15 protein-coding genes, 1 pseudogene and 1 CRISPR repeat array (1 of these 17 only partly in view) are annotated in these 19,069 nt (G+C 51.4%); of the genes and pseudogenes, 14 read left to right on the top strand and 2 right to left on the bottom strand.

What is annotated here, in order from left to right; genetic code table 11:
• Positions 1-65 precede the first annotated feature (65 nt).
• The 3 genes from eno to ACE15A_RS18860 all read left to right on the top strand — a co-directional run bounded on the left by eno (position 66) and on the right by ACE15A_RS18860 (position 3,449).
• On the top strand, positions 66-1,364 hold the full coding sequence (gene eno, locus ACE15A_RS18870) for a phosphopyruvate hydratase (protein ID WP_000036734.1): 1,299 nt from the start codon (positions 66-68) through the stop codon (positions 1,362-1,364).
• Between the two features lie 135 nt (positions 1,365-1,499).
• The gene (queE, locus tag ACE15A_RS18865; protein ID WP_023249286.1) at positions 1,500-2,171 is read left to right on the top strand and encodes a 7-carboxy-7-deazaguanine synthase QueE; all 672 of its coding nucleotides are present in this window, start codon (positions 1,500-1,502) and stop codon (positions 2,169-2,171) included.
• A 480-nt stretch (positions 2,172-2,651) separates the two neighbouring features.
• Positions 2,652-3,449, top strand: coding sequence for an MBL fold metallo-hydrolase (locus ACE15A_RS18860; protein ID WP_053509152.1), 798 nt, complete (start codon positions 2,652-2,654; stop codon positions 3,447-3,449).
• A gap of 87 nt (positions 3,450-3,536) precedes the next feature.
• On the opposite strand, the gene queD is transcribed toward ACE15A_RS18860, so the two are convergent.
• Positions 3,537-3,899 carry a 6-carboxytetrahydropterin synthase QueD gene (gene queD, locus ACE15A_RS18855; protein WP_053509151.1) on the bottom strand — a complete coding sequence of 121 codons (363 nt, stop codon included), beginning with the start codon at positions 3,897-3,899 and terminating at the stop codon, positions 3,537-3,539.
• A 470-nt stretch (positions 3,900-4,369) separates the two neighbouring features.
• Here queD and cysJ point away from each other — a divergent pair, with 470 nt between their 5' ends.
• The 3 genes from cysJ (at position 4,370) to cysH (ending at position 8,724) form a co-directional block, all read left to right on the top strand.
• On the top strand, positions 4,370-6,169 hold the full coding sequence (gene cysJ, locus ACE15A_RS18850) for an NADPH-dependent assimilatory sulfite reductase flavoprotein subunit (protein WP_053509149.1): 1,800 nt from the start codon (positions 4,370-4,372) through the stop codon (positions 6,167-6,169).
• Positions 6,169-7,881: an assimilatory sulfite reductase (NADPH) hemoprotein subunit gene (gene cysI / locus ACE15A_RS18845; protein WP_053509147.1), complete on the top strand. Its 1,713-nt coding sequence runs from the start codon at positions 6,169-6,171 to the stop codon at positions 7,879-7,881. The genes cysJ and cysI overlap by 1 nt, the downstream gene beginning before the upstream one ends.
• 108 nt (positions 7,882-7,989) lie before the next feature.
• Positions 7,990-8,724, top strand: a complete 735-nt coding sequence (gene cysH, locus ACE15A_RS18840) for a phosphoadenosine phosphosulfate reductase (protein ID WP_023249290.1) — start codon at positions 7,990-7,992, stop codon at positions 8,722-8,724.
• An 87-nt stretch (positions 8,725-8,811) separates the two neighbouring features.
• Here cysH and sopD read toward each other — a convergent pair whose 3' ends face one another.
• The gene (sopD, locus tag ACE15A_RS18835) at positions 8,812-9,765 is read right to left on the bottom strand and encodes an SPI-1 type III secretion system effector SopD (RefSeq protein WP_023249291.1); all 954 of its coding nucleotides are present in this window, start codon (positions 9,763-9,765) and stop codon (positions 8,812-8,814) included.
• A gap of 440 nt (positions 9,766-10,205) precedes the next feature.
• Here sopD and cas3 point away from each other — a divergent pair.
• The 8 genes and pseudogenes from cas3 to cas2e all read left to right on the top strand — a co-directional run bounded on the left by cas3 (position 10,206) and on the right by cas2e (position 18,628).
• Positions 10,206-12,859, top strand: a pseudogene (gene cas3 / locus ACE15A_RS18830) (CRISPR-associated helicase Cas3').
• 11 nt (positions 12,860-12,870) lie between these two features.
• Positions 12,871-14,427 (top strand): type I-E CRISPR-associated protein Cse1/CasA, encoded by a 1,557-nt coding sequence (casA, locus tag ACE15A_RS18825; protein WP_053509143.1) that lies wholly within the window; start codon positions 12,871-12,873, stop codon positions 14,425-14,427.
• On the top strand, positions 14,424-14,960 hold the full coding sequence (gene casB, locus ACE15A_RS18820) for a type I-E CRISPR-associated protein Cse2/CasB (RefSeq protein WP_023249294.1): 537 nt from the start codon (positions 14,424-14,426) through the stop codon (positions 14,958-14,960). The genes casA and casB overlap by 4 nt, the downstream gene beginning before the upstream one ends.
• A gap of 13 nt (positions 14,961-14,973) precedes the next feature.
• Complete coding sequence (gene cas7e / locus ACE15A_RS18815) at positions 14,974-16,029, top strand: type I-E CRISPR-associated protein Cas7/Cse4/CasC (RefSeq protein WP_023249295.1); 1,056 nt, start codon at positions 14,974-14,976, stop codon at positions 16,027-16,029.
• 10 nt (positions 16,030-16,039) lie between these two features.
• On the top strand, positions 16,040-16,786 hold the full coding sequence (gene cas5e, locus ACE15A_RS18810) for a type I-E CRISPR-associated protein Cas5/CasD (RefSeq protein WP_023249296.1): 747 nt from the start codon (positions 16,040-16,042) through the stop codon (positions 16,784-16,786).
• Positions 16,768-17,418: a type I-E CRISPR-associated protein Cas6/Cse3/CasE gene (gene cas6e / locus ACE15A_RS18805; protein WP_053509141.1), complete on the top strand. Its 651-nt coding sequence runs from the start codon at positions 16,768-16,770 to the stop codon at positions 17,416-17,418. The genes cas5e and cas6e overlap by 19 nt, the downstream gene beginning before the upstream one ends.
• Positions 17,415-18,335, top strand: coding sequence for a type I-E CRISPR-associated endonuclease Cas1e (cas1e, locus tag ACE15A_RS18800; RefSeq protein ID WP_053509139.1), 921 nt, complete (start codon positions 17,415-17,417; stop codon positions 18,333-18,335). The genes cas6e and cas1e overlap by 4 nt, the downstream gene beginning before the upstream one ends.
• On the top strand, positions 18,335-18,628 hold the full coding sequence (cas2e, locus tag ACE15A_RS18795; protein WP_023249299.1) for a type I-E CRISPR-associated endoribonuclease Cas2e: 294 nt from the start codon (positions 18,335-18,337) through the stop codon (positions 18,626-18,628). The genes cas1e and cas2e overlap by 1 nt, the downstream gene beginning before the upstream one ends.
• 96 nt (positions 18,629-18,724) lie before the next feature.
• Positions 18,725-19,069: a CRISPR direct-repeat array (repeat unit 29 nt; unit sequence GTGTTCCCCGCGCCAGCGGGGATAAACCG); it runs 355 nt beyond the window's last position.

Genomic DNA, 19,069 nt, shown 5'->3' with positions numbered 1-19,069 from the left:
TGCACCCTCAGCGGTGCACCGTTTGTCTGAAGTTTTAGTTTAACTAGTGACTTGAGGAAAACCTAATGTCCAAAATCGTTAAAGTCATCGGTCGTGAAATCATCGACTCCCGTGGTAACCCGACTGTTGAAGCTGAAGTACACCTGGAAGGTGGTTTCGTAGGTATGGCGGCGGCTCCGTCAGGTGCTTCTACTGGTTCCCGCGAAGCGCTGGAACTGCGCGATGGCGACAAATCCCGTTTCCTGGGTAAAGGCGTAACCAAAGCTGTTGGCGCGGTTAACGGCCCGATCGCTCAGGCTATTCTTGGCAAAGACGCTAAAGACCAGGCTGGCATCGACAAAATCATGATCGACCTGGACGGTACTGAAAACAAATCTAACTTCGGTGCAAACGCTATTCTGGCTGTCTCTCTGGCTAACGCCAAAGCTGCTGCTGCCGCTAAAGGTATGCCGCTGTACGAGCACATTGCTGAACTGAACGGCACTCCGGGCAAATACTCCATGCCGGTTCCGATGATGAACATCATCAACGGCGGCGAGCACGCTGACAACAACGTCGACATCCAGGAATTCATGATCCAGCCGGTTGGCGCGAAAACGGTTAAAGAAGCCATCCGTATGGGTTCTGAAGTTTTCCATCATCTGGCAAAAGTGCTGAAAGGCAAAGGCATGAACACCGCTGTGGGTGACGAAGGCGGCTACGCGCCGAACCTGGGCTCCAACGCTGAAGCACTGGCTGTTATCGCTGAAGCGGTTAAAGCGGCTGGTTACGAGCTGGGTAAAGACATCACCCTGGCGATGGACTGCGCAGCATCTGAATTCTACAAAGACGGTAAATACGTGCTGGCTGGCGAAGGCAACAAAGCGTTCACCTCCGAAGAATTCACCCACTTCCTGGAAGAGCTGACCAAACAGTACCCGATCGTTTCCATCGAAGATGGTCTGGACGAGTCTGACTGGGACGGTTTTGCCTACCAGACCAAAGTACTGGGCGACAAAATCCAGCTGGTTGGTGACGACCTGTTCGTAACCAATACCAAAATCCTGAAAGAAGGCATCGAGAAAGGCATCGCTAACTCCATCCTGATCAAATTCAACCAGATCGGTTCTCTGACCGAAACTCTGGCTGCAATCAAGATGGCGAAAGACGCTGGCTACACTGCTGTCATCTCTCACCGTTCTGGTGAAACTGAAGACGCTACCATCGCTGACCTGGCTGTTGGTACCGCTGCAGGCCAGATCAAAACCGGTTCTATGAGCCGTTCTGACCGCGTTGCTAAATACAACCAGCTGATTCGTATCGAAGAAGCTCTGGGCGAAAAAGCACCGTACAACGGTCGTAAAGAGATCAAAGGTCAGGCGTAATCCTGCTTTTACCTCTTAACGTATAAACCCGCTTCGGCGGGTTTTTTTGTATCTGTTCAATAGCGCAGCCGCTGCGCATGACCGGGCAGACGAAATCTGCAATAATTAACGATTATCCCCTTAACAGAGAACGCTATGCAGTACCCGATTAACGAGATGTTCCAGACCCTACAAGGCGAGGGTTACTTTACCGGCGTCCCCGCTATTTTTATTCGTTTACAGGGATGTCCGGTTGGCTGTGCCTGGTGCGATACCAAACACACCTGGGATAAACTTAGCGATCGGGAAGTTTCCCTGTACAGTATCCTTGCAAAAACCAAAGAGAGCGACAAATGGGGTGCTGCGAGCAGTGAAGATCTGCTGGCGGTGATTAATCGTCAGGGCTATACCGCGCGTCACGTTGTCATCACCGGTGGCGAACCCTGTATTCACGATCTCATGCCGCTCACCGATCTGCTTGAAAAGAATGGTTTTAGTTGTCAGATTGAGACCAGCGGGACGCACGAAGTGCGCTGTACGCCCAATACCTGGGTAACGGTTTCACCAAAAGTGAATATGCGTGGGGGATATGACGTGCTTTCCCAGGCACTGGAGCGCGCCAATGAAATCAAGCATCCCGTTGGGCGAGTTCGTGATATTGAGGCGCTGGATGAACTGTTAGCCACGTTGAGCGATGATAAACCGCGTGTGATTGCTTTGCAGCCCATTAGCCAGAAAGAAGACGCGACGCGTCTGTGTATTGAAACTTGTATTGCGCGTAACTGGCGGCTGTCTATGCAAACGCATAAATATTTAAATATCGCCTGATGCGCTATCAATTTTACGGACGGCCTGTCGTTGCCGTCTGTGACTCATCCATTACCTTGCATTCTTTATTTTCTCTATGTGAATTTTGATGAGTGTATAGAAGCACTGATAAATTTTTCCTTAGCGATGCATGGATCACGCTATTTTAGTAAATTTAAAGAAAAAAACATTCTATGAGTTTTTTGCATCAAAATCAGTAAATTAACTTTTCTTTAATAATTTAAATTTGTTGTGATTAGGTCGATAGAATGTAGTGCTTATAAAAAGCACTTCATAAATAATGAGATACATTTACTGTGTTCCCCACGCCCGCGGGGATAAACCGGAACAGCAGGGCTTAACGCCAAAAGACCTGGAGTGTTCCCCGCGTCAGCGGGGATAGCCGTTGCATAATCATAATCTGTATACCAGTAATGGCTTATACAAACCTGTAAAGTAAAAAAAACATCTTCCCGGTTGGGTTTTATACAGGAGAGGGGCATGGCGTTAACGATCAGAGTATTGCTCGAAAATCATAAGGGAGCGGGAGCGAATCAATCGTTGAAGGCCAGACCGGGATTAAGCCTGTTGGTCCAGGATGAATCTACGTCGATATTGTTCGATACCGGCCCTGATGGCAGTTTTATGCAAAATGTGTTGGCAATGGGGATCGATCTATCCGATGTGTCTGCTGTGGTGCTTTCGCATGGTCACTACGATCATTGCGGCGGCGTGCCGTGGCTTCCTGATAACATCCGAATCATCTGCCATCCAGATATTGCGCGCGAACGCTATGCGGCAATGACCTTTCTCGGTATTACCCGAAAAATAAAAAAATTGTCGCGTGAAGTGGACTATTCACGTTACCGAATGGTGTACACGCGTGACCCTTTGCCGATTGGCGAAAACTTTATCTGGTCAGGGGAAATACCGATGGTCGTGCCTGAAGCCTACGGAATTTTTAGCGACCACGATGCGGAGCCAGACTCTATTTTGGACGAGGGCGTACTGATTTACCAGTCGGCAAAAGGATTAGTCATCATTACGGGATGCGGGCATCGTGGGATCGCAAATATTGTTCGGCACTGTCAGAACATTACCGGTATAAAACGGATTTACGCGCTTGTCGGCGGATTTCATCTCCGCTGCGCATCTCCATTTACGCTGTGGCGGGTCAGGCGCTTTTTGCACGAACAAAAACCGGAAAAACTATGCGGTTGCCACTGTACCGGGGCCTGGGGACGGTTGTGGTTGCCGGAAATAACCGCACCTGCAACCGGCGATGTGCTGCGCTTTTAACACAGCGCTCAAGGCAATGTTTTCTCTGATGAAACGCCGTGTGGATGGGCTGGAATCAATCCGGCATCCAGCCCATACTTCTTAAACCTACTCGCCGCGATAGACGCAGCCGGCTGTACAGGTCTCTTTCACCATAACGGCGCTCAGTAGCGGCACGACGGGTTTAACCTGATCCCAAATCCATTTTGCCAGTACTTCGCTGGTGGGATTGGACAGCCCTGGAATATCATTCAGATAGTAGTGATCAAGACGATCGTAAGTGGGTTTAAACGCCGCTTTCAGATCCGCGAAATCTATGATCCAACCGGTATGCGGATCGACTTCACCGGTAATTTCCAGACGCACCGTAAACGAGTGTCCGTGCAGACGGCCGCACTTATGCCCTTCAGGCACGTGAGGCAGTCGGTGAGCGGCTTCAAAGGTGAAATCTTTATACAACGTGGTGGACATGATGAACTCTCAGGCAATAAAAAACCGCCGTAGGGTACCGGAAAGCGCATTTTTTATCATTAACTAAAACCATTCTCCGCTCTGTGACAGGCAATTAATTTAAGGCCTTCCAGAAAATTTAATAATTATCAATCAATTATAAAATCGGTTTTGGCGTTAATAACGATAACTAAAACAGGTTAGTTCATTTGGTTATGTGTTATTTCCAACCCTTCTTTAATTGTTATTGCTCTCACCGTTAATCTTATCCTCAGTTTGGGTTTTATCGCTTATACACTTCATTCTTCAAGCCGCATTTGTGTTGACTGCGTTTACTCACCCCAGTCACGTACTTATGTATGCTCCTGGGATTCGCGTTCTCGGCTTACAGCAGCCAGCACAAGCGCTGTTCAAAACGCTAAAGCGTTTTGTGATGCAACTTGAATGATTTTGTGTATAGATCCGCTTTGCTTACTGGAACATAACGACGCATGACGACACCGGCTCCACTGACTGGGTTGCTTCCGCTTAATCCGGAGCAACTGGCGCGCCTCCAGGCCGCGACAACCGACCTTACTCCCGAACAGCTTGCCTGGGTCTCCGGCTATTTTTGGGGTGTACTGAACCCGCGCTCAGGCGCTGTTGCCGTAACGCCTGCTCCTGAGGGGAAGATGCCGGGGATTACGCTTATTTCCGCTTCGCAAACCGGCAATGCGCGTCGTGTGGCGGAAGCTCTGCGTGATGATCTGCTGGCGGCCAACCTTAACGTGACTCTGGTGAACGCTGGCGACTACAAATTCAAACAGATTGCCAGTGAAAAACTGCTGGTGATGGTGACGTCCACTCAGGGAGAAGGCGAGCCGCCGGAAGAGGCCGTCGCGCTACATAAATTCCTGTTCTCCAAAAAAGCGCCAACGCTCAACGACACCGCTTTCGCTGTTTTTAGCCTGGGTGATACGTCATACGAATTTTTCTGTCAGGCCGGTAAAGATTTTGACAATAAGCTGGCGGAACTCGGTGGCGAACGCCTGCTGGATCGCGTGGACGCCGATGTGGAATATCAGTCTGCCGCCGCACAATGGCGCGCGCGGGTGGTTGATGTCTTAAAATCCCGCACGCCGACGGCGACGTTTGCACAGCCTGTTGCCAGCGGCGCGGTAAATGAAATCCACACCAGCCCCTATACCAAAGAAGCGCCTCTGTGCGCCTCGCTCTCGCTGAATCAGAAAATCACTGGCCGCAACTCGGAAAAAGACGTTCGTCATATTGAGATTGATTTAGGCGACTCCGGTCTGCGTTATCAGCCGGGTGATGCACTGGGCGTCTGGTATCAGAACGATCCCGTGCTGGTTAAAGAGATCGTGGAACTGCTGTGGTTGAAAGGCGACGAATCGGTAACCGTTGATGGCAAACTGCTGCCGTTGGCGGAGGCGCTCCAGTGGCATTTCGAACTGACGGTGAATACCTCCAATATTGTCGAGAACTACGCGACCCTGACGCGCAGTGAGTCTCTGTTGCCGTTAGTAGGCGACAAAGCGCAGTTACAGCATTACGCCGCCGTCACGCCCATTGTTGATATGGTGCGCTTCTCACCGGCGCAACTGGATGCCGACGCGTTAGTTGGCCTGCTGCGTCCGCTAACGCCGCGTCTGTACTCTATTGCATCGTCACAGGCGGAAGTCGAGAACGAAGTCCATCTCACCGTCGGCGTTGTCCGTTATGACATCGAAGGACGAGCTCGAGCAGGCGGTGCTTCCAGCTTCCTTGCCGACCGTATTGAAGAAGATGGCGAAGTACGCGTGTTCATCGAGCATAACGACAATTTCCGTCTGCCGACGAATCCGGAAACGCCGGTCATTATGATTGGCCCCGGCACCGGTATCGCGCCGTTTCGCGCCTTTATGCAACAGCGTGCCGCGGAGGATGCGCCGGGCAAAAACTGGCTGTTCTTCGGTAATCCGCACTTTACCGAAGATTTTCTCTACCAGGTGGAGTGGCAGCGCTACGTGAAAGAGGGGCTGTTAAGCCGTATCGATCTCGCCTGGTCACGCGATCAAAAAGAAAAAATTTACGTACAAGACAAGCTGCGTGAGCAGGGCGCCGAGCTGTGGAGCTGGATCAATGATGGTGCGCATATTTATGTCTGCGGCGACGCCAATCGCATGGCGAAAGACGTTGAGCAGGCTTTGCTGGAAGTGATAGCTGAATTCGGCGGTATGGACCTCGAATCGGCAGACGAATATTTAAGTGAGCTGCGCGTAGAGCGCCGTTATCAGCGAGATGTCTACTAATGAGCGAAAAACATCCAGGCCCACTGGTGGTCGAAGGTAAACTGTCCGATGCCGAGCGCATGAAGCTGGAAAGCAACTATTTGCGCGGTACCATTGCGGAAGATTTAAATGACGGCCTCACCGGCGGTTTTAAAGGCGACAACTTTCTGCTGATCCGCTTTCACGGTATGTATCAGCAGGACGACCGCGATATCCGCGCCGAGCGTGCGGAACAGAAACTGGAACCGCGCCACGCCATGCTACTGCGCTGCCGCCTGCCGGGCGGGGTGATTACTACGGCGCAATGGCAAGCGATCGACAAATTTGCGGCGGATAACACGATTTATGGCAGTATCCGTCTGACCAACCGCCAGACCTTCCAGTTTCACGGTATTCTGAAGAAGAACGTAAAGCCGGTACATCAGATGCTGCACGCCGTCGGGCTGGACGCGCTGGCCACCGCCAATGACATGAATCGTAACGTGCTGTGCACTTCCAATCCCTACGAGTCGCAGTTGCACGCCGAAGCCTACGAATGGGCGAAGAAGATCTCTGAACATCTGCTGCCGCGTACTCGCGCCTATGCGGAGATCTGGCTCGATCAGGAAAAAGTGGCGACCACCGACGAAGAGCCGATCCTCGGTCAGACCTATCTGCCGCGTAAATTCAAGACCACGGTGGTGATCCCGCCGCAAAACGATATCGATCTGCATGCCAACGACATGAACTTTGTGGCAATTGCCGAGAATGGCAAGCTGGTCGGCTTTAACCTGCTGGTCGGCGGCGGACTATCGATTGAGCATGGCAATAAGAAAACGTATGCCCGTACCGCGAGCGAATTTGGCTATCTGCCGCTGGAGCACACCCTGGCGGTGGCGGAAGCTGTGGTGACCACGCAGCGCGACTGGGGCAACCGTACCGACAGGAAAAACGCCAAAACCAAATACACCCTTGAGCGCGTGGGACTGGAGACGTTTAAAGCGGAAGTCGAGCGGCGCGCGGGGATCACATTTGAACCCATTCGTCCGTATGAATTTACCGGGCGTGGCGACAGGATTGGTTGGGTGAAAGGCATTGATGATAAATGGCACCTGACGCTGTTTATCGAGAATGGCCGTATTCTGGATTATCCGGGTCGTCCACTGAAAACCGGCCTGCTGGAGATCGCGAAAATTCATCAGGGCGAGTTCCGTATTACCGCTAACCAGAACCTGATCGTTGCCAGCGTGCCGGAAAGCCAGAAAGCGAAGATAGAGAAGCTGGCGCGTGGCCACGGTCTGATGAACGCCGTGACGCCGCAGCGTGAAAACTCGATGGCCTGCGTCTCTTTTCCGACTTGCCCGTTGGCGATGGCCGAAGCTGAACGCTTCCTGCCGTCGTTTATCGATAAGGTGGAAGCGATGATGGCCAAACACGGCGTGGGAGATGAACATATCGTTCTGCGCGTAACCGGCTGCCCGAACGGCTGTGGCCGCGCGATGCTGGCGGAAATTGGCTTAGTAGGGAAAGCGCCCGGCCGTTATAATTTGCATCTTGGCGGTAACCGCATCGGGAGTCGTATCCCACGGATGTATAAAGAAAATATCACCGAGCCGGATATTCTGGCCTCGCTGGATGAACTGATTGGGCGTTGGGCGAAAGCGCGTGAAGTGGGTGAAGGCTTCGGCGACTTTACGGTGCGTGCGGGCATCATTCGTCCGGTACTCGATCCTGCGCGTGATTTCTGGGAGTAACGCGCATTGCCGGATGGCGGCATAAATGCCTTATCCAGCCTACCGTCATGTCGTTTTGTCGGCCTGATAAGCGCAGCGCCATCAGGCAAGGCAAACAGTGAGGAACTTATGTCCCAACTCGATCTCAACGCTTTGAATAACCTGCCAAAAGTAGATCGCATTCTGGCTCTGGCAGAAACTAACGCCGAACTGGAGACGCTGACTGCCGAAGAACGCGTGGCGTGGGCGCTGGAAAATCTGCCCGGCGAATATGTGCTTTCTTCAAGCTTTGGCATACAGGCGGCGGTGAGTCTCCATCTGATAAACCAAATCCGTCCGGAAATCCCGGTGATTCTTACCGATACCGGCTATTTGTTCCCGGAAACCTATCAGTTTATTGATGAGTTAACGGATAAACTCAAACTCAACCTGAAAGTTTACCGCGCGGGCGAAAGTCCGGCCTGGCAGGAGGCGCGCTACGGCAAGCTGTGGGAGCAGGGCGTAGAAGGTATTGAGAAATACAATGAGATCAACAAAGTCGAGCCGATGAACCGGGCGCTGCAAGAATTAAACGCGCAGACATGGTTTGCGGGCCTGCGCCGCGAGCAGTCCGGCAGCCGCGCGCATTTATCTGTTCTCGCTATTCAACGCGGCATTTTTAAAGTGCTACCGATTATCGACTGGGATAACCGCACGGTATATCAGTATCTGCAAAAACAGGGTCTGAAATACCACCCGCTGTGGGAACAAGGCTACCTGTCGGTGGGCGATACGCATACTACCCGCAAGTGGGAACCGGGCATGGCGGAAGAAGAGACGCGCTTCTTCGGACTGAAACGTGAGTGCGGGCTACATGAAGGGTAATTGTCCTTACGCGGTATGATTATACTTGCCACTATGAAAAATCCGGCAGGCTGCCGGATTTTAAATCGGTTATTTTACTCAATATCATTATGTCAGTAATATATTGCGACTGCACTCATTTTTACCAATATGCAAAGAATGTTCATGCGCTAGATATATTCTTTCAAGAATTACATCAATAAACATTTTATTTTTATGATAGCCGTTATAATCCTGATTAAGTTCATTTAAAAAACCTGCATTTGTTCCTTTAAAATCTACAAGCGGCGTATAGGTATGTAGCAAATAGGAGATGCATGGATGCATCATGCTAAAAGCGACTTCACCTTCTACTTCCTGATAACCTATTTTGCAAAACTGAGTTGTAGGCTCAAAGTTACCTGCATTAATACAGGTCAGCATCGACTTTTCATTTTCAGTAAGTGAGTCCTGCCATTCAACAAGCTGGTGGTCGGGCGCTTCTGCGGGACGCATCATCCCATAAACCGCCTCTTTGATTTGTGCATTACCAGTGACTTCTTTTCGTAGGGTTGATACCGATCCCTGAAGTAACTCTGGGTGCCAGGTAATCGTCGCGCCAATCACCTCGCATATTTGTAAAAATAGCTGTCTCTCCTCTCTACTCATAGATTCTACTACTACATTATCTGAGGTATTGAGGATATCCTGAATCTTGCTTTGGCTGATCACCGTGTCGCCGACCATAAATAAAAGTTGTGTCTGAGAGGCATCCATCTCAATCTTAAACAGATCCTGGTGAGCGGGACAGGCTAAATGTTGTAACCGTTTAAACGCGTAAATTTTACTCATATCCTCTACGTTGACTTCCATTTCTCCAGGTTCCCCAGGACCCCGCCCGTGAATAATGGCGTATAATACTTCCAGCGCATGGTCCTTTTTTTCCGATCTAAAGTGGTCCCGGACTTTATCCCAGTTCCCCATATGGGTTGCTTTTTCTTTATCTGCACTTAGCAGATGAGCAAGCCGAGTTTCATTAAGCGTATAATTTTGATGGTTACCGAAATTTAGAGTGACTGGCATAATTTTTCCTTCAAATTTATATTATTCAACTTCGGGGGTAAAATATGCCGTTCAGTTCACTATTCTTTTATTAAAACAGCCAGAGTTGATCGCAGGAGATAATCTGAACAGCACTGTAAATATAGCAGATTTATTGTTGGCGCTACTTTGGAGTGAAGAGATTTCAGACAAAAGGTAGATAATTCGTTGAGGATGTTCGTTTTTTTAAAGTTTGGCTTATGCCGGAGGCATTGAAAGAGGTCTCTTCGAATGCCTTTTCCAGAAGAAATGGCGGGGAATTTTATAATAATTATTCGTGAAATAAATGCTTTGGCAAAAAATATAAAGTTGAGAGGGAATATTTAAATATAATATTAAGAAGTGCAATTTCGTGAGGTGTATCAAAAAAAAGATCATTAAAAAGGCGTAGAGTATTTTATTATTATCATACGGGAGTTTACGTGTCGATATATCATTACTGGGGAAAGTCCCGGCAGGGGGAGCCTGACGGCGGCGATGATTATCATTTGCTTTGCTGGCATTCTTTAGATGTTGCGGCTGTGGGTTACTGGATGGTGATAAATAATATTTATTTTATTGACCACTATCTAAAAAAATTAGGCCTTCAGGATAAGGAGCAGGCAGCGCAATTTTTTGCCTGGATTTTATGCTGGCATGATATTGGGAAATTTGCTCACTCCTTCCAGCAACTATACCGTCATGAGGCTTTAAATGCCTTTAATGAGCCTACACGGCATTATGAAAAAATCGCGCATACCACGCTGGGATACGAGTTGTGGAACTCCTGGCTAAGTGAATGCCCTGAATTGTTTCCTCCTTCCTCGCTTTCAGTTCGTAAAAGTCAGCGCGTTATGACGCTTTGGATGCCAGTCACTACAGGCCATCATGGACGCCCTCCAGAGGCAATCCAGGAACTGGATCAGTTTCGCCAGCAGGATAAAGACGCGGCTAGAGATTTCCTTCTCAGCATAAAAGCGCTCTTTCCTTTAATTACTCTGCCTGAAGCCTGGGATGAAGATGAAGGTATCGCCCAATTTCAGCAACTTTCCTGGTTTATTTCCGCTGCGGTTGTACTGGCGGACTGGACAGGTTCTGCCAGTCGTTATTTTCCGCGTACCGCGGAAAAAATGCCTGTTGATACCTACTGGCAGCAAGCGCTCGTTAAAGCACAAACTGCTATTACGCTATTTCCGCCAGTGGCGAATGTGTCTACCTTTACGGGCATAGAGACGCTTTTCCCTTTTATTCAGCATCCCACACCGTTACAACAAAAAGCGCTTGAACTGGATATCAACGTGGATGGCGCGCAACTCTTTATTCTGGAAGATGTCACCGGGGCTGGAAAAACAGAGGCGGCGCTCATACTGGCTCATCGGCTGATGGCGGCAGGTAAAGCGCAGGGACTTTATTTTGGGCTGCCAACAATGGCGACGGCTAACGCGATGTTTGAACGCATGGCGAATAGCTGGCTGGCGTTGTATCAGCCGGATTCTCGTCCCAGCCTGATTCTGGCGCATAGCGCGCGTCGCTTAATGGATCGTTTCAATCAGTCAATATGGTCGGTCACTCTTTCTGGTACCGAAGAAGCCGATGACGTACAGCCTTATAGTCAGGGATGCGCCGCCTGGTTTGCCGACAGCAATAAAAAAGCGTTGTTGGCGGAGGCACGTTGGATCAGGCGATGATGGCGGTAATGCCATTTAAACATAACAACCTGCGGTTACTGGGACTCAGCAATAAGATTTTACTGGCGGATGAGGTCCATGCCTGCGATGCCTGGATGTCCCGAATACTCGAAGGCTTGATTGAACGGCAGGCCAGTAATGGCAATGCCACGATTCTGTTATCCGCGACGCTATCGCAGCAGCAGCGAGATAAGCTGGTGACGGCGTTTTCCCGTGGGGTGAGGCGTAATGTGCAAGCGCCGTTGCTGGGCCATGACGATTATCCCTGGCTGACTCAGGTCACACAAACAGAGCTGATTTCTCAGCGGGTTGATACACGTAAGGAGGTTGAGCGTAGCGTAAACATTGGCTGGCTACACAGCGAAGCGTTGTGTCTTGAACGTATAGGCGAAGCAGTGGAAAAAGGAAACTGTATCGCCTGGATACGTAACTCCGTTGATGATGCGATTCGTATCTATCGCCAGCTTCAACTGAGTAAGGTTGTCGCTGCGGAAAACCTCTTACTCTTCCATAGTCGCTTTGCTTTTCACGATCGTCAGCGGATTGAGACCCAGACGCTGAATCTCTTTGGCAAACAGAGCGGGGCGCAACGTGCCGGTAAGGTCATTATCGTCACGCAGGTAATCGAACAAAGTCTGGATATTGACTGCGATGAAATGATCTCTGATTTAGCGCCGGTGGATTTATTAATTCAGCGGGCCGGCCGGCTACAGCGCCATATTCGTGACCGTAACGGTCTGGTGAAAAAGAGTGGGCAGGATGAGCGCGAGGCGCCAGTGCTGCGCATTCTTGCTCCGGAGTGGGATGACGCGCCGCGGGAGAACTGGTTATCCAGTGCCATGCGCAACAGTGCCTATGTCTATCCCGATCATGGGCGCATGTGGCTGACGCAGCGCATATTACGTGAGCAGGGGGCCATTCGGATGCCGCAATCTGCCCGATTGTTAATCGAGTCAGTTTACGGCGAAGATGTCGACATGCCGGTTGGATTTGCAAAAACCGAGCAATTGCAGGAAGGCAAATTTTATTGCGACCGGGCATTTGCCAGCCAGATGCTGCTTAACTTTGCGCCGGGCTATTGTGCGGAAATTAGCGACTTTCTGCCGGAGAAACTTTCGACACGCCTGGCGGAAGAGTCGGTTACGTTGTGGCTGGCGAAAGTTGTGGATGATGCGGTGACTCCTTATGCGCCAGGTGGGCACCCGTGGGAGATGAGCGCTCTGCGAGTACGTAAGAGCTGGTGGGAAAAACATAACGGTGAGTTTGAACGGTTAGAAGGTGAATTATTTCAACAGTGGTGCGTTGAACAACACCAGAATAAGGACCTTGCCATCGTGATTGTGGTAACGGACTCAGCAGCATGCGGTTACTCGGCGACAGAAGGTCTGACCGGGAAGATGGAGGCGTAATAAGAGTCTATATGAAAAGTTTTTCACTATTAACGAATTGCTGGCTTCCCGTCCGTTTCAACGACGGCTCGACGGGTAAGCTGGCCCCCGTCGATCTGGCGGATGAAAACGTGGTGGACATCGCCGCAACGCGAGCCGATTTACAGGGAGCGGCCTGGCAGTTTCTGCTGGGGTTGCTGCAATGCAGCATCGCGCCGAAGAATAGCGCCCGCTGGGAGGATATTTGGTTGGATGGGCTAACAGAGGAAATGCTGCGTGAAGCATTAGCGCCGTTAGAGCACGCCTTTCAGTTTGGCGCGGAAACGCCGTCTTTTATGCAGGATTTTGAACCGTTAACCGGTGAAAAAGTGTCAGTTGCCTCGCTGCTTCCGGAAACACCTGGCGCGCAAACGACCAAATTTAATAAAGATCATTTTGTCAAACGTGGCGTAACGGAACGATTTTGCCCGCACTGCGCCGCGCTGGCGCTGTTCTCGTTACAGCTTAACGCCCCTTCTGGCGGCAAAGGCTACCGTACCGGGCTACGCGGCGGCGGGCCGATGACCACGCTAATTGAATTGCAGGCGTATCAGAGCGAGCGGCAAACGCCGTTGTGGAGAAAACTGTGGCTGAACGTAATGCCGCAGGATGCTGCGGATCTGCCGTTACCTGTGACCTGTGACGCGTCGGTTTTCCCGTGGCTTGCCGCAACACGAACCAGTGAACAGGCGAGCGCGGTGACGACGCCAGAGCAGGTTAATGAGCTGCAGGCATACTGGGGAATGCCGCGCCGTATCCGTCTTGATTTTACGACCACACAGCCAGGCGCCTGCAATATCTGCGGTGCTGACAGTGATGAGCTGCTGAGCGTTATGACAGTTAAGAACTATGGCGTTAATTATGATGGCTGGCGCCATCCGCTGACGCCCTATCGTCTGCCGGTGAAAGAGGGGAGTGGATTCTTCTCGGTTAAACCTCAGCCTGGCGGGCTTATCTGGCGCGACTGGCTGGGATTAAGTCAGGAAAACCATACAGAAGCGAATAAAGAATATCCGGCGCTGGTTGTGAAAGTGTTTAACGCGCGTCGTCTCAGGGATGTCAAAGCGGGGCTATGGGGTTTTGGCGCGGATTTCGACAATATGAAAATTCGCTGCTGGTATGAGCATCACTTTCCGTTACTGATGACGGAAGGTCTGATCCCTGATTTACGTAAAGCAGCACAAACCGCCGCCCGTCTCCTTAGTCTGCTGCGCAGTGCGCTAAAAGAAGCGTGGTTCGCCAGTGCGAAGGATACGCGGGGTGATTTCAGTTTTATTGATATCGATTTCTGGAACCTGACGCAGGGACGTTTTCTCAATCTGATCCACGATCTTGAAAACGGACACAAGCCGGACGAAAGGCTGACTAAATGGCAACGCGAACTTTGGCTATTTACCCGGCGCTACTTTGACGACCATGTCTTTACCAGCCCTTATGAGAGTAGCGATCTGAAACGCATTATGACGGCACGAAAAAAATATTTTACGACATCGGCGGAAAAACAAAGCGCAAAAGCCGCCAAAGCAAAAAAGCAGGAGGCTGCTGAATGAGTATCGTGAAGGACGATCATAATGCCACGCTGCGCCAGTGGCATGAAGAGTTACAGGAACAGCGCGGCGCGCGGGCCAGTCTGCGACGCAGCGTAACGGTGAACGACGTTTGCTTGTCGGAAGGATTCCGCTCCCTACTGATGCAGACCCATACGCTATGGAAAATCGAAGGGCAGGAGTGGCGCTTTACCGCGCTGGCGTTGACGGCGGCAGTAGCGGCCCATATCAAATCGATAGATGAGCGGCAAAAATTCGCCGCACAGCTAAATAACGTCATGTCGGAGCTACGATTTTCCCGACTTTGCGCGGTAAAAACCCCCGATGAACTGCTGCGCCAGCTCCGACGCGCGGTGAAGTTGTTAAATGGCACAGTCAACCTGATTTCGCTGGCGGAGGATATTTTCCACTGGTGCCAGGAAAATAATGAGTTGCTGAACCACCATCGCCGCCAACAGCGGCCAACCGAATTTATCCGTATCCGCTGGGCGCTGGAATACTACCAGGCCGGCGATGACGATAACGAAAAAGATTAACAGGGACTCTCAAATGACAACGTTTATTCAACTCCATTTATTAACCGCTTATCCTGCCGCCAACCTCAACCGTGACGACACCGGCGCGCCAAAAACGGTAGTGCTTGGTGGCGCAACGCGTTTGCGCATCTCTTCGCAAAGCCTGAAACGCGCATGGCGCACCTCTGAATTGTTTGAACAGGCGCTGGCCGGGAATATCGGTATTCGCAGCGGGCGCATCGCGCGTGAAGCGGCGCAAATCCTGATTGATAGCGGTATTGACGCCAAAAAAGCGGTTGAATATGTAGAAAAAATCGCCAACTGTTTTGGTAAAATAAAGGCAGACAAGAAAGCGAAAGATCCATTAACGAACGCGGACACCGAGCAACTGGTGCATATCAGCCCTGCTGAGTTTGAGGCGGTAAAAGCGCTGGCACACCGTCTGGCGGAAGAAAAACGTCCGGCGACGGAAGAAGAGGCTGCACTGTTGCGTCACGATCGTATGGCCGTCGATATTGCGATGTTTGGTCGTATGCTGGCCAATAAACCCGATTTTAACGTTGAAGCCGCCTGCCAGGTTGCGCACGCGTTTGGCGTCAGCGAAACTATCGTCGAAGATGATTTCTTTACCGCCGTTGACGATCTGCGCGCCGCCTCCGATGATGCAGGCGCAGGCCATCTCGGCGAAACCGGCTTTGGCTCCGCGCTGTTTTACACCTATATCTGCATCGACAAAGATCTGCTGGTAAAAAACCTTAACGGCAATGAAGAGCTGGCAAACAAAACGCTGCGGGCCTTTACTGAAGCGGCGCTGAAAGTCTCGCCGACCGGCAAGCAGAACAGCTTTGCCAGCCGTGCCTATGCCTCGTGGGCGCTGGCCGAAAAAGGCACCGACCAACCACGTTCACTGGCGGCCGCGTTTTATGAACCGATCAACGGTACAGACCAATTGAACGTTGCGGTTAAGCGTATTACCGCGCTGCGTGAAAATATGAATGCGGTCTATGCACAGGAGACTGCGTTCAAAGACTTTAACGTTATGAATCAGCAGGGAAGCATGAAAGACATGCTTGATTTCATCTGCGCGTAAGGGGCGGCTTATGAGCCAATATCTGGTTTTTCAGCTTCACGGGCCGATGGCGTCCTGGGGCGTGGATGCGCCAGGCGAAGTGCGCCACAGCCATGATCTGCCCTCGCGCTCGGCGTTGCTGGGGCTGCTGGCGGCGGCGCTGGGTATTCGGCGTGATGAAGAGGAACGGCTAAGTGCGTTTAATCGTCACTATTCCTTTTTGCTGTGCGCCAGCCGCAACCCTCGCTGGGCGAGGGATTATCACACCGTCCAGATGCCGAAAGAGGTACGTAAGGCACGTTACTTCAGCCGCTGTGAAGAGTTGCAGGATCCTGAGTTACTGAGCGCGCTGATTTCCCGACGCGACTACTACACCGACGCCTGGTGGATGATCGCTGTCAGCGCGACGCCGGACGCACCTTACACGTTGGCGCAGCTTCAGGCGTCGTTACAACATCCTGTGTTCCCGCTGTATCTGGGGCGCAAAAGTCACCCTCTGGCGTTGCCGCTTGCGCCGCAACTGCTGGAAGGGAGTGCGGCGGATGTGTTACGCGAAGCGTATCGTCAGTATCAGGATAAATTCAATGCGCTGAAACTGACTCTCCCCAGATTACAGAACGAATGCTGGTGGGAAGGTGAACACGAGGGCTTAACGGCAAACAAAATATTACGTCGTCGCGACATGCCGTTGAGCCGCCAGCAATGGCTGTTCGGTGAACGTAGCGTGAATCAGGGGCAGTGGCTTCGCAAGGAGGACGCGTGTATCTCTCAAGAATAACTTTACATACTGCTCAGCTTGTTCCCTCGCAGCTACTTCACCTTGTGGAGCGCGGCGAGTACGTGATGCACCAGTGGCTATGGGAGCTCTTTCCCGGCGGCAAGGAACGGCAGTTTCTCTATCGTCGTGAAGAGCTACAGGGGGCGTTTCGCTTTTTTGTTCTGTCACAGGAACGGCCAGCGGAGAGCGCGATTTTCGACGTACAGTGTCGCCCATTTGCCCCTGAGCTAAGTGTTGGTCAGATACTACGTTTTACCCTGCGCGCAAATCCAACCATTTGTAAAGCGGGTAAGCGCCACGATCTGTTGATGGAGGCGAAGCGTCAGGTAAAAACGCAGCCTGATAGTCGGGATATCTGGACTTATCAGCAGCAGGCAGCGCTGGAGTGGTTATCGCGCCAGGGTGAACAAAATGGATTCTCTCTGCGCGAGGCAAGTGTCGATGCTTATCGGCAACAGCAGATACGACGCGAAAAATCCCGGCAGATGATTCAGTTTAGCAGTGTGGACTATGCAGGTGTGCTGGTGGTGAATAACCCTGTGCTGTTTCTGCAACGGCTGGTGCAGGGATACGGTAAAAGCCGGGCATTTGGCTGCGGGATGATGTTGATCAAACCCGGAGACAGTGAGTGACGTTCGTACCGCTCAATCCGATCCCGTTAAAAGATCGAACCTCAATGATCTTCCTCCAGTACGGGCAGATTGACGTACTGGATGGGGCATTTGTATTAATCGATAAAACCGGGATTCGTACGCATATCCCGGTGGGGTCGGTCGCCTGCATCATGCTTGAACCGGGAACGCGAGTTTCACATGCCGCAGTACATCTGGCGTCAACGGTCGGCACCCTGTTGGTATGGGTGGGAGAAGCTGGCGTGCGGGTTTATTCTTCCGGGCAGCCAGGCGGAGCGAGAGCAGATAAATTACTCTACCAGGCAAAACTGGCGCTGGATGACGATTTGCGTCTGAAGGTAGTGCGTAAAATGTACGAGTTGCGCTTTCGCGAACCGCCGCCAGCCCGCCGCTCTATTGAGCAGTTGCGTGGTATTGAAGGTAGCCGTGTGCGGGCGACCTACGCGTTGCTTGCAAAGCAATACGGCGTTAAGTGGAATGGCCGTAACTACGATCCTAAAGACTGGGAAAAAGGCGATGTGGTAAATCGATGCATCAGCGCAGCGACATCATGTTTGTATGGGATTTCCGAGGCGGCGGTGCTGGCGGCGGGTTATGCGCCTGCAATCGGTTTTATTCATAGCGGAAAACCGCTGTCTTTTGTTTATGACATTGCTGACATTATTAAATTTGAATCTGTCGTGCCAAAGGCATTTGAGATCGCCGCTCGTCATCCGGCGGAACCTGATAAAGAAGTGCGCCTGGCCTGCCGTGATATTTTTCGCAGTTCGAAGCTGACCGGAAAATTGATCCCACTGATCGAAGAGGTGCTCGCTGCCGGTGAAATTGAACCACCTCAGCCTGCGCCGGATATGTTGCCGCCAGCAATACCTGAGCCGGAATCTCTGGGTGACAGCGGACATCGGGGGCATGGTTAATGAGCATGGTGGTGGTGGTGACTGAAAACGTACCGCCGCGCCTGCGAGGGCGGCTTGCCATATGGTTACTGGAGATTCGTGCGGGGGTTTATGTTGGCGATACATCAAAACGCATTCGGGAGATGATCTGGCAACAGATTACACAACTGGGTGGAGTCGGAAACGTAGTAATGGCCTGGGCAACAAATACGGAGTCAGGTTTTGAGTTCCAGACCTGGGGGGAGAACCGCCGTATTCCGGTAGATTTGGATGGACTCAGATTAGTTTCTTTTCTTCCCGTTGAAAATCAATGAGTTGAATGTTCTTTAATAATAAGAAATTGTTATCTTAATGTTGGTGGATTGTTGGGTGGCAAAAAAGGCTTTCTGGAACAAATATATAGATTTAGTGTGTTCCCCGCGCCAGCGGGGATAAACCGCGCGCCACGTGGCAACGTCATTAGCACAGAAGGTGTTCCCCGCGCCAGCGGGGATAAACCGCGGGGTCAGCGTCTGGTGGGAGATAAAAAATGGTGTTCCCCGCGCCAGCGGGGATAAACCGGGAGAAACACCCGCAGCACCACGGGCGATGCAGTGTTCCCCGCGCCAGCGGGGATAAACCGATTACAAATAATGCGACTATGTATGCAGAAAAGTGTTCCCCGCGCCAGCGGGGATAAACCGGTGTCTGGAGATACCACCACGACGCATCGTTAGTGTTCCCCGCGCCAGCGGGGATAAACCGGCGCGTTGATA

Source organism: Salmonella sp. HY31 (assembly GCF_042604575.1).
Classification (GTDB): Bacteria; Pseudomonadota; Gammaproteobacteria; order Enterobacterales; family Enterobacteriaceae; genus Salmonella; species Salmonella diarizonae.
This window is presented reverse-complemented; position numbering and strand designations above follow the sequence as displayed.

What these genes read in the sequence shown, in the direction of transcription:
- cysI (WP_053509147.1), top strand. Translation starts at nt 6,169, where the DNA reads ATGAGCGAAAAACATCCAGGCCCACTGGTGGTCGAAGGTAAACTGTCC.
- cas7e (WP_023249295.1), top strand. Translation starts at nt 14,974, where the DNA reads ATGACAACGTTTATTCAACTCCATTTATTAACCGCTTATCCTGCCGCC.
- cysH (WP_023249290.1), top strand. Translation starts at nt 7,990, where the DNA reads ATGTCCCAACTCGATCTCAACGCTTTGAATAACCTGCCAAAAGTAGAT.
- queD (WP_053509151.1), bottom strand. Translation starts at nt 3,899, where the DNA reads ATGTCCACCACGTTGTATAAAGATTTCACCTTTGAAGCCGCTCACCGA.
- ACE15A_RS18860 (WP_053509152.1), top strand. Translation starts at nt 2,652, where the DNA reads ATGGCGTTAACGATCAGAGTATTGCTCGAAAATCATAAGGGAGCGGGA.
- queE (WP_023249286.1), top strand. Translation starts at nt 1,500, where the DNA reads ATGCAGTACCCGATTAACGAGATGTTCCAGACCCTACAAGGCGAGGGT.
- cas5e (WP_023249296.1), top strand. Translation starts at nt 16,040, where the DNA reads ATGAGCCAATATCTGGTTTTTCAGCTTCACGGGCCGATGGCGTCCTGG.
- cas2e (WP_023249299.1), top strand. Translation starts at nt 18,335, where the DNA reads ATGAGCATGGTGGTGGTGGTGACTGAAAACGTACCGCCGCGCCTGCGA.
- eno (WP_000036734.1), top strand. Translation starts at nt 66, where the DNA reads ATGTCCAAAATCGTTAAAGTCATCGGTCGTGAAATCATCGACTCCCGT.
- sopD (WP_023249291.1), bottom strand. Translation starts at nt 9,765, where the DNA reads ATGCCAGTCACTCTAAATTTCGGTAACCATCAAAATTATACGCTTAAT.
- casB (WP_023249294.1), top strand. Translation starts at nt 14,424, where the DNA reads ATGAGTATCGTGAAGGACGATCATAATGCCACGCTGCGCCAGTGGCAT.
- casA (WP_053509143.1), top strand. Translation starts at nt 12,871, where the DNA reads ATGAAAAGTTTTTCACTATTAACGAATTGCTGGCTTCCCGTCCGTTTC.
- cysJ (WP_053509149.1), top strand. Translation starts at nt 4,370, where the DNA reads ATGACGACACCGGCTCCACTGACTGGGTTGCTTCCGCTTAATCCGGAG.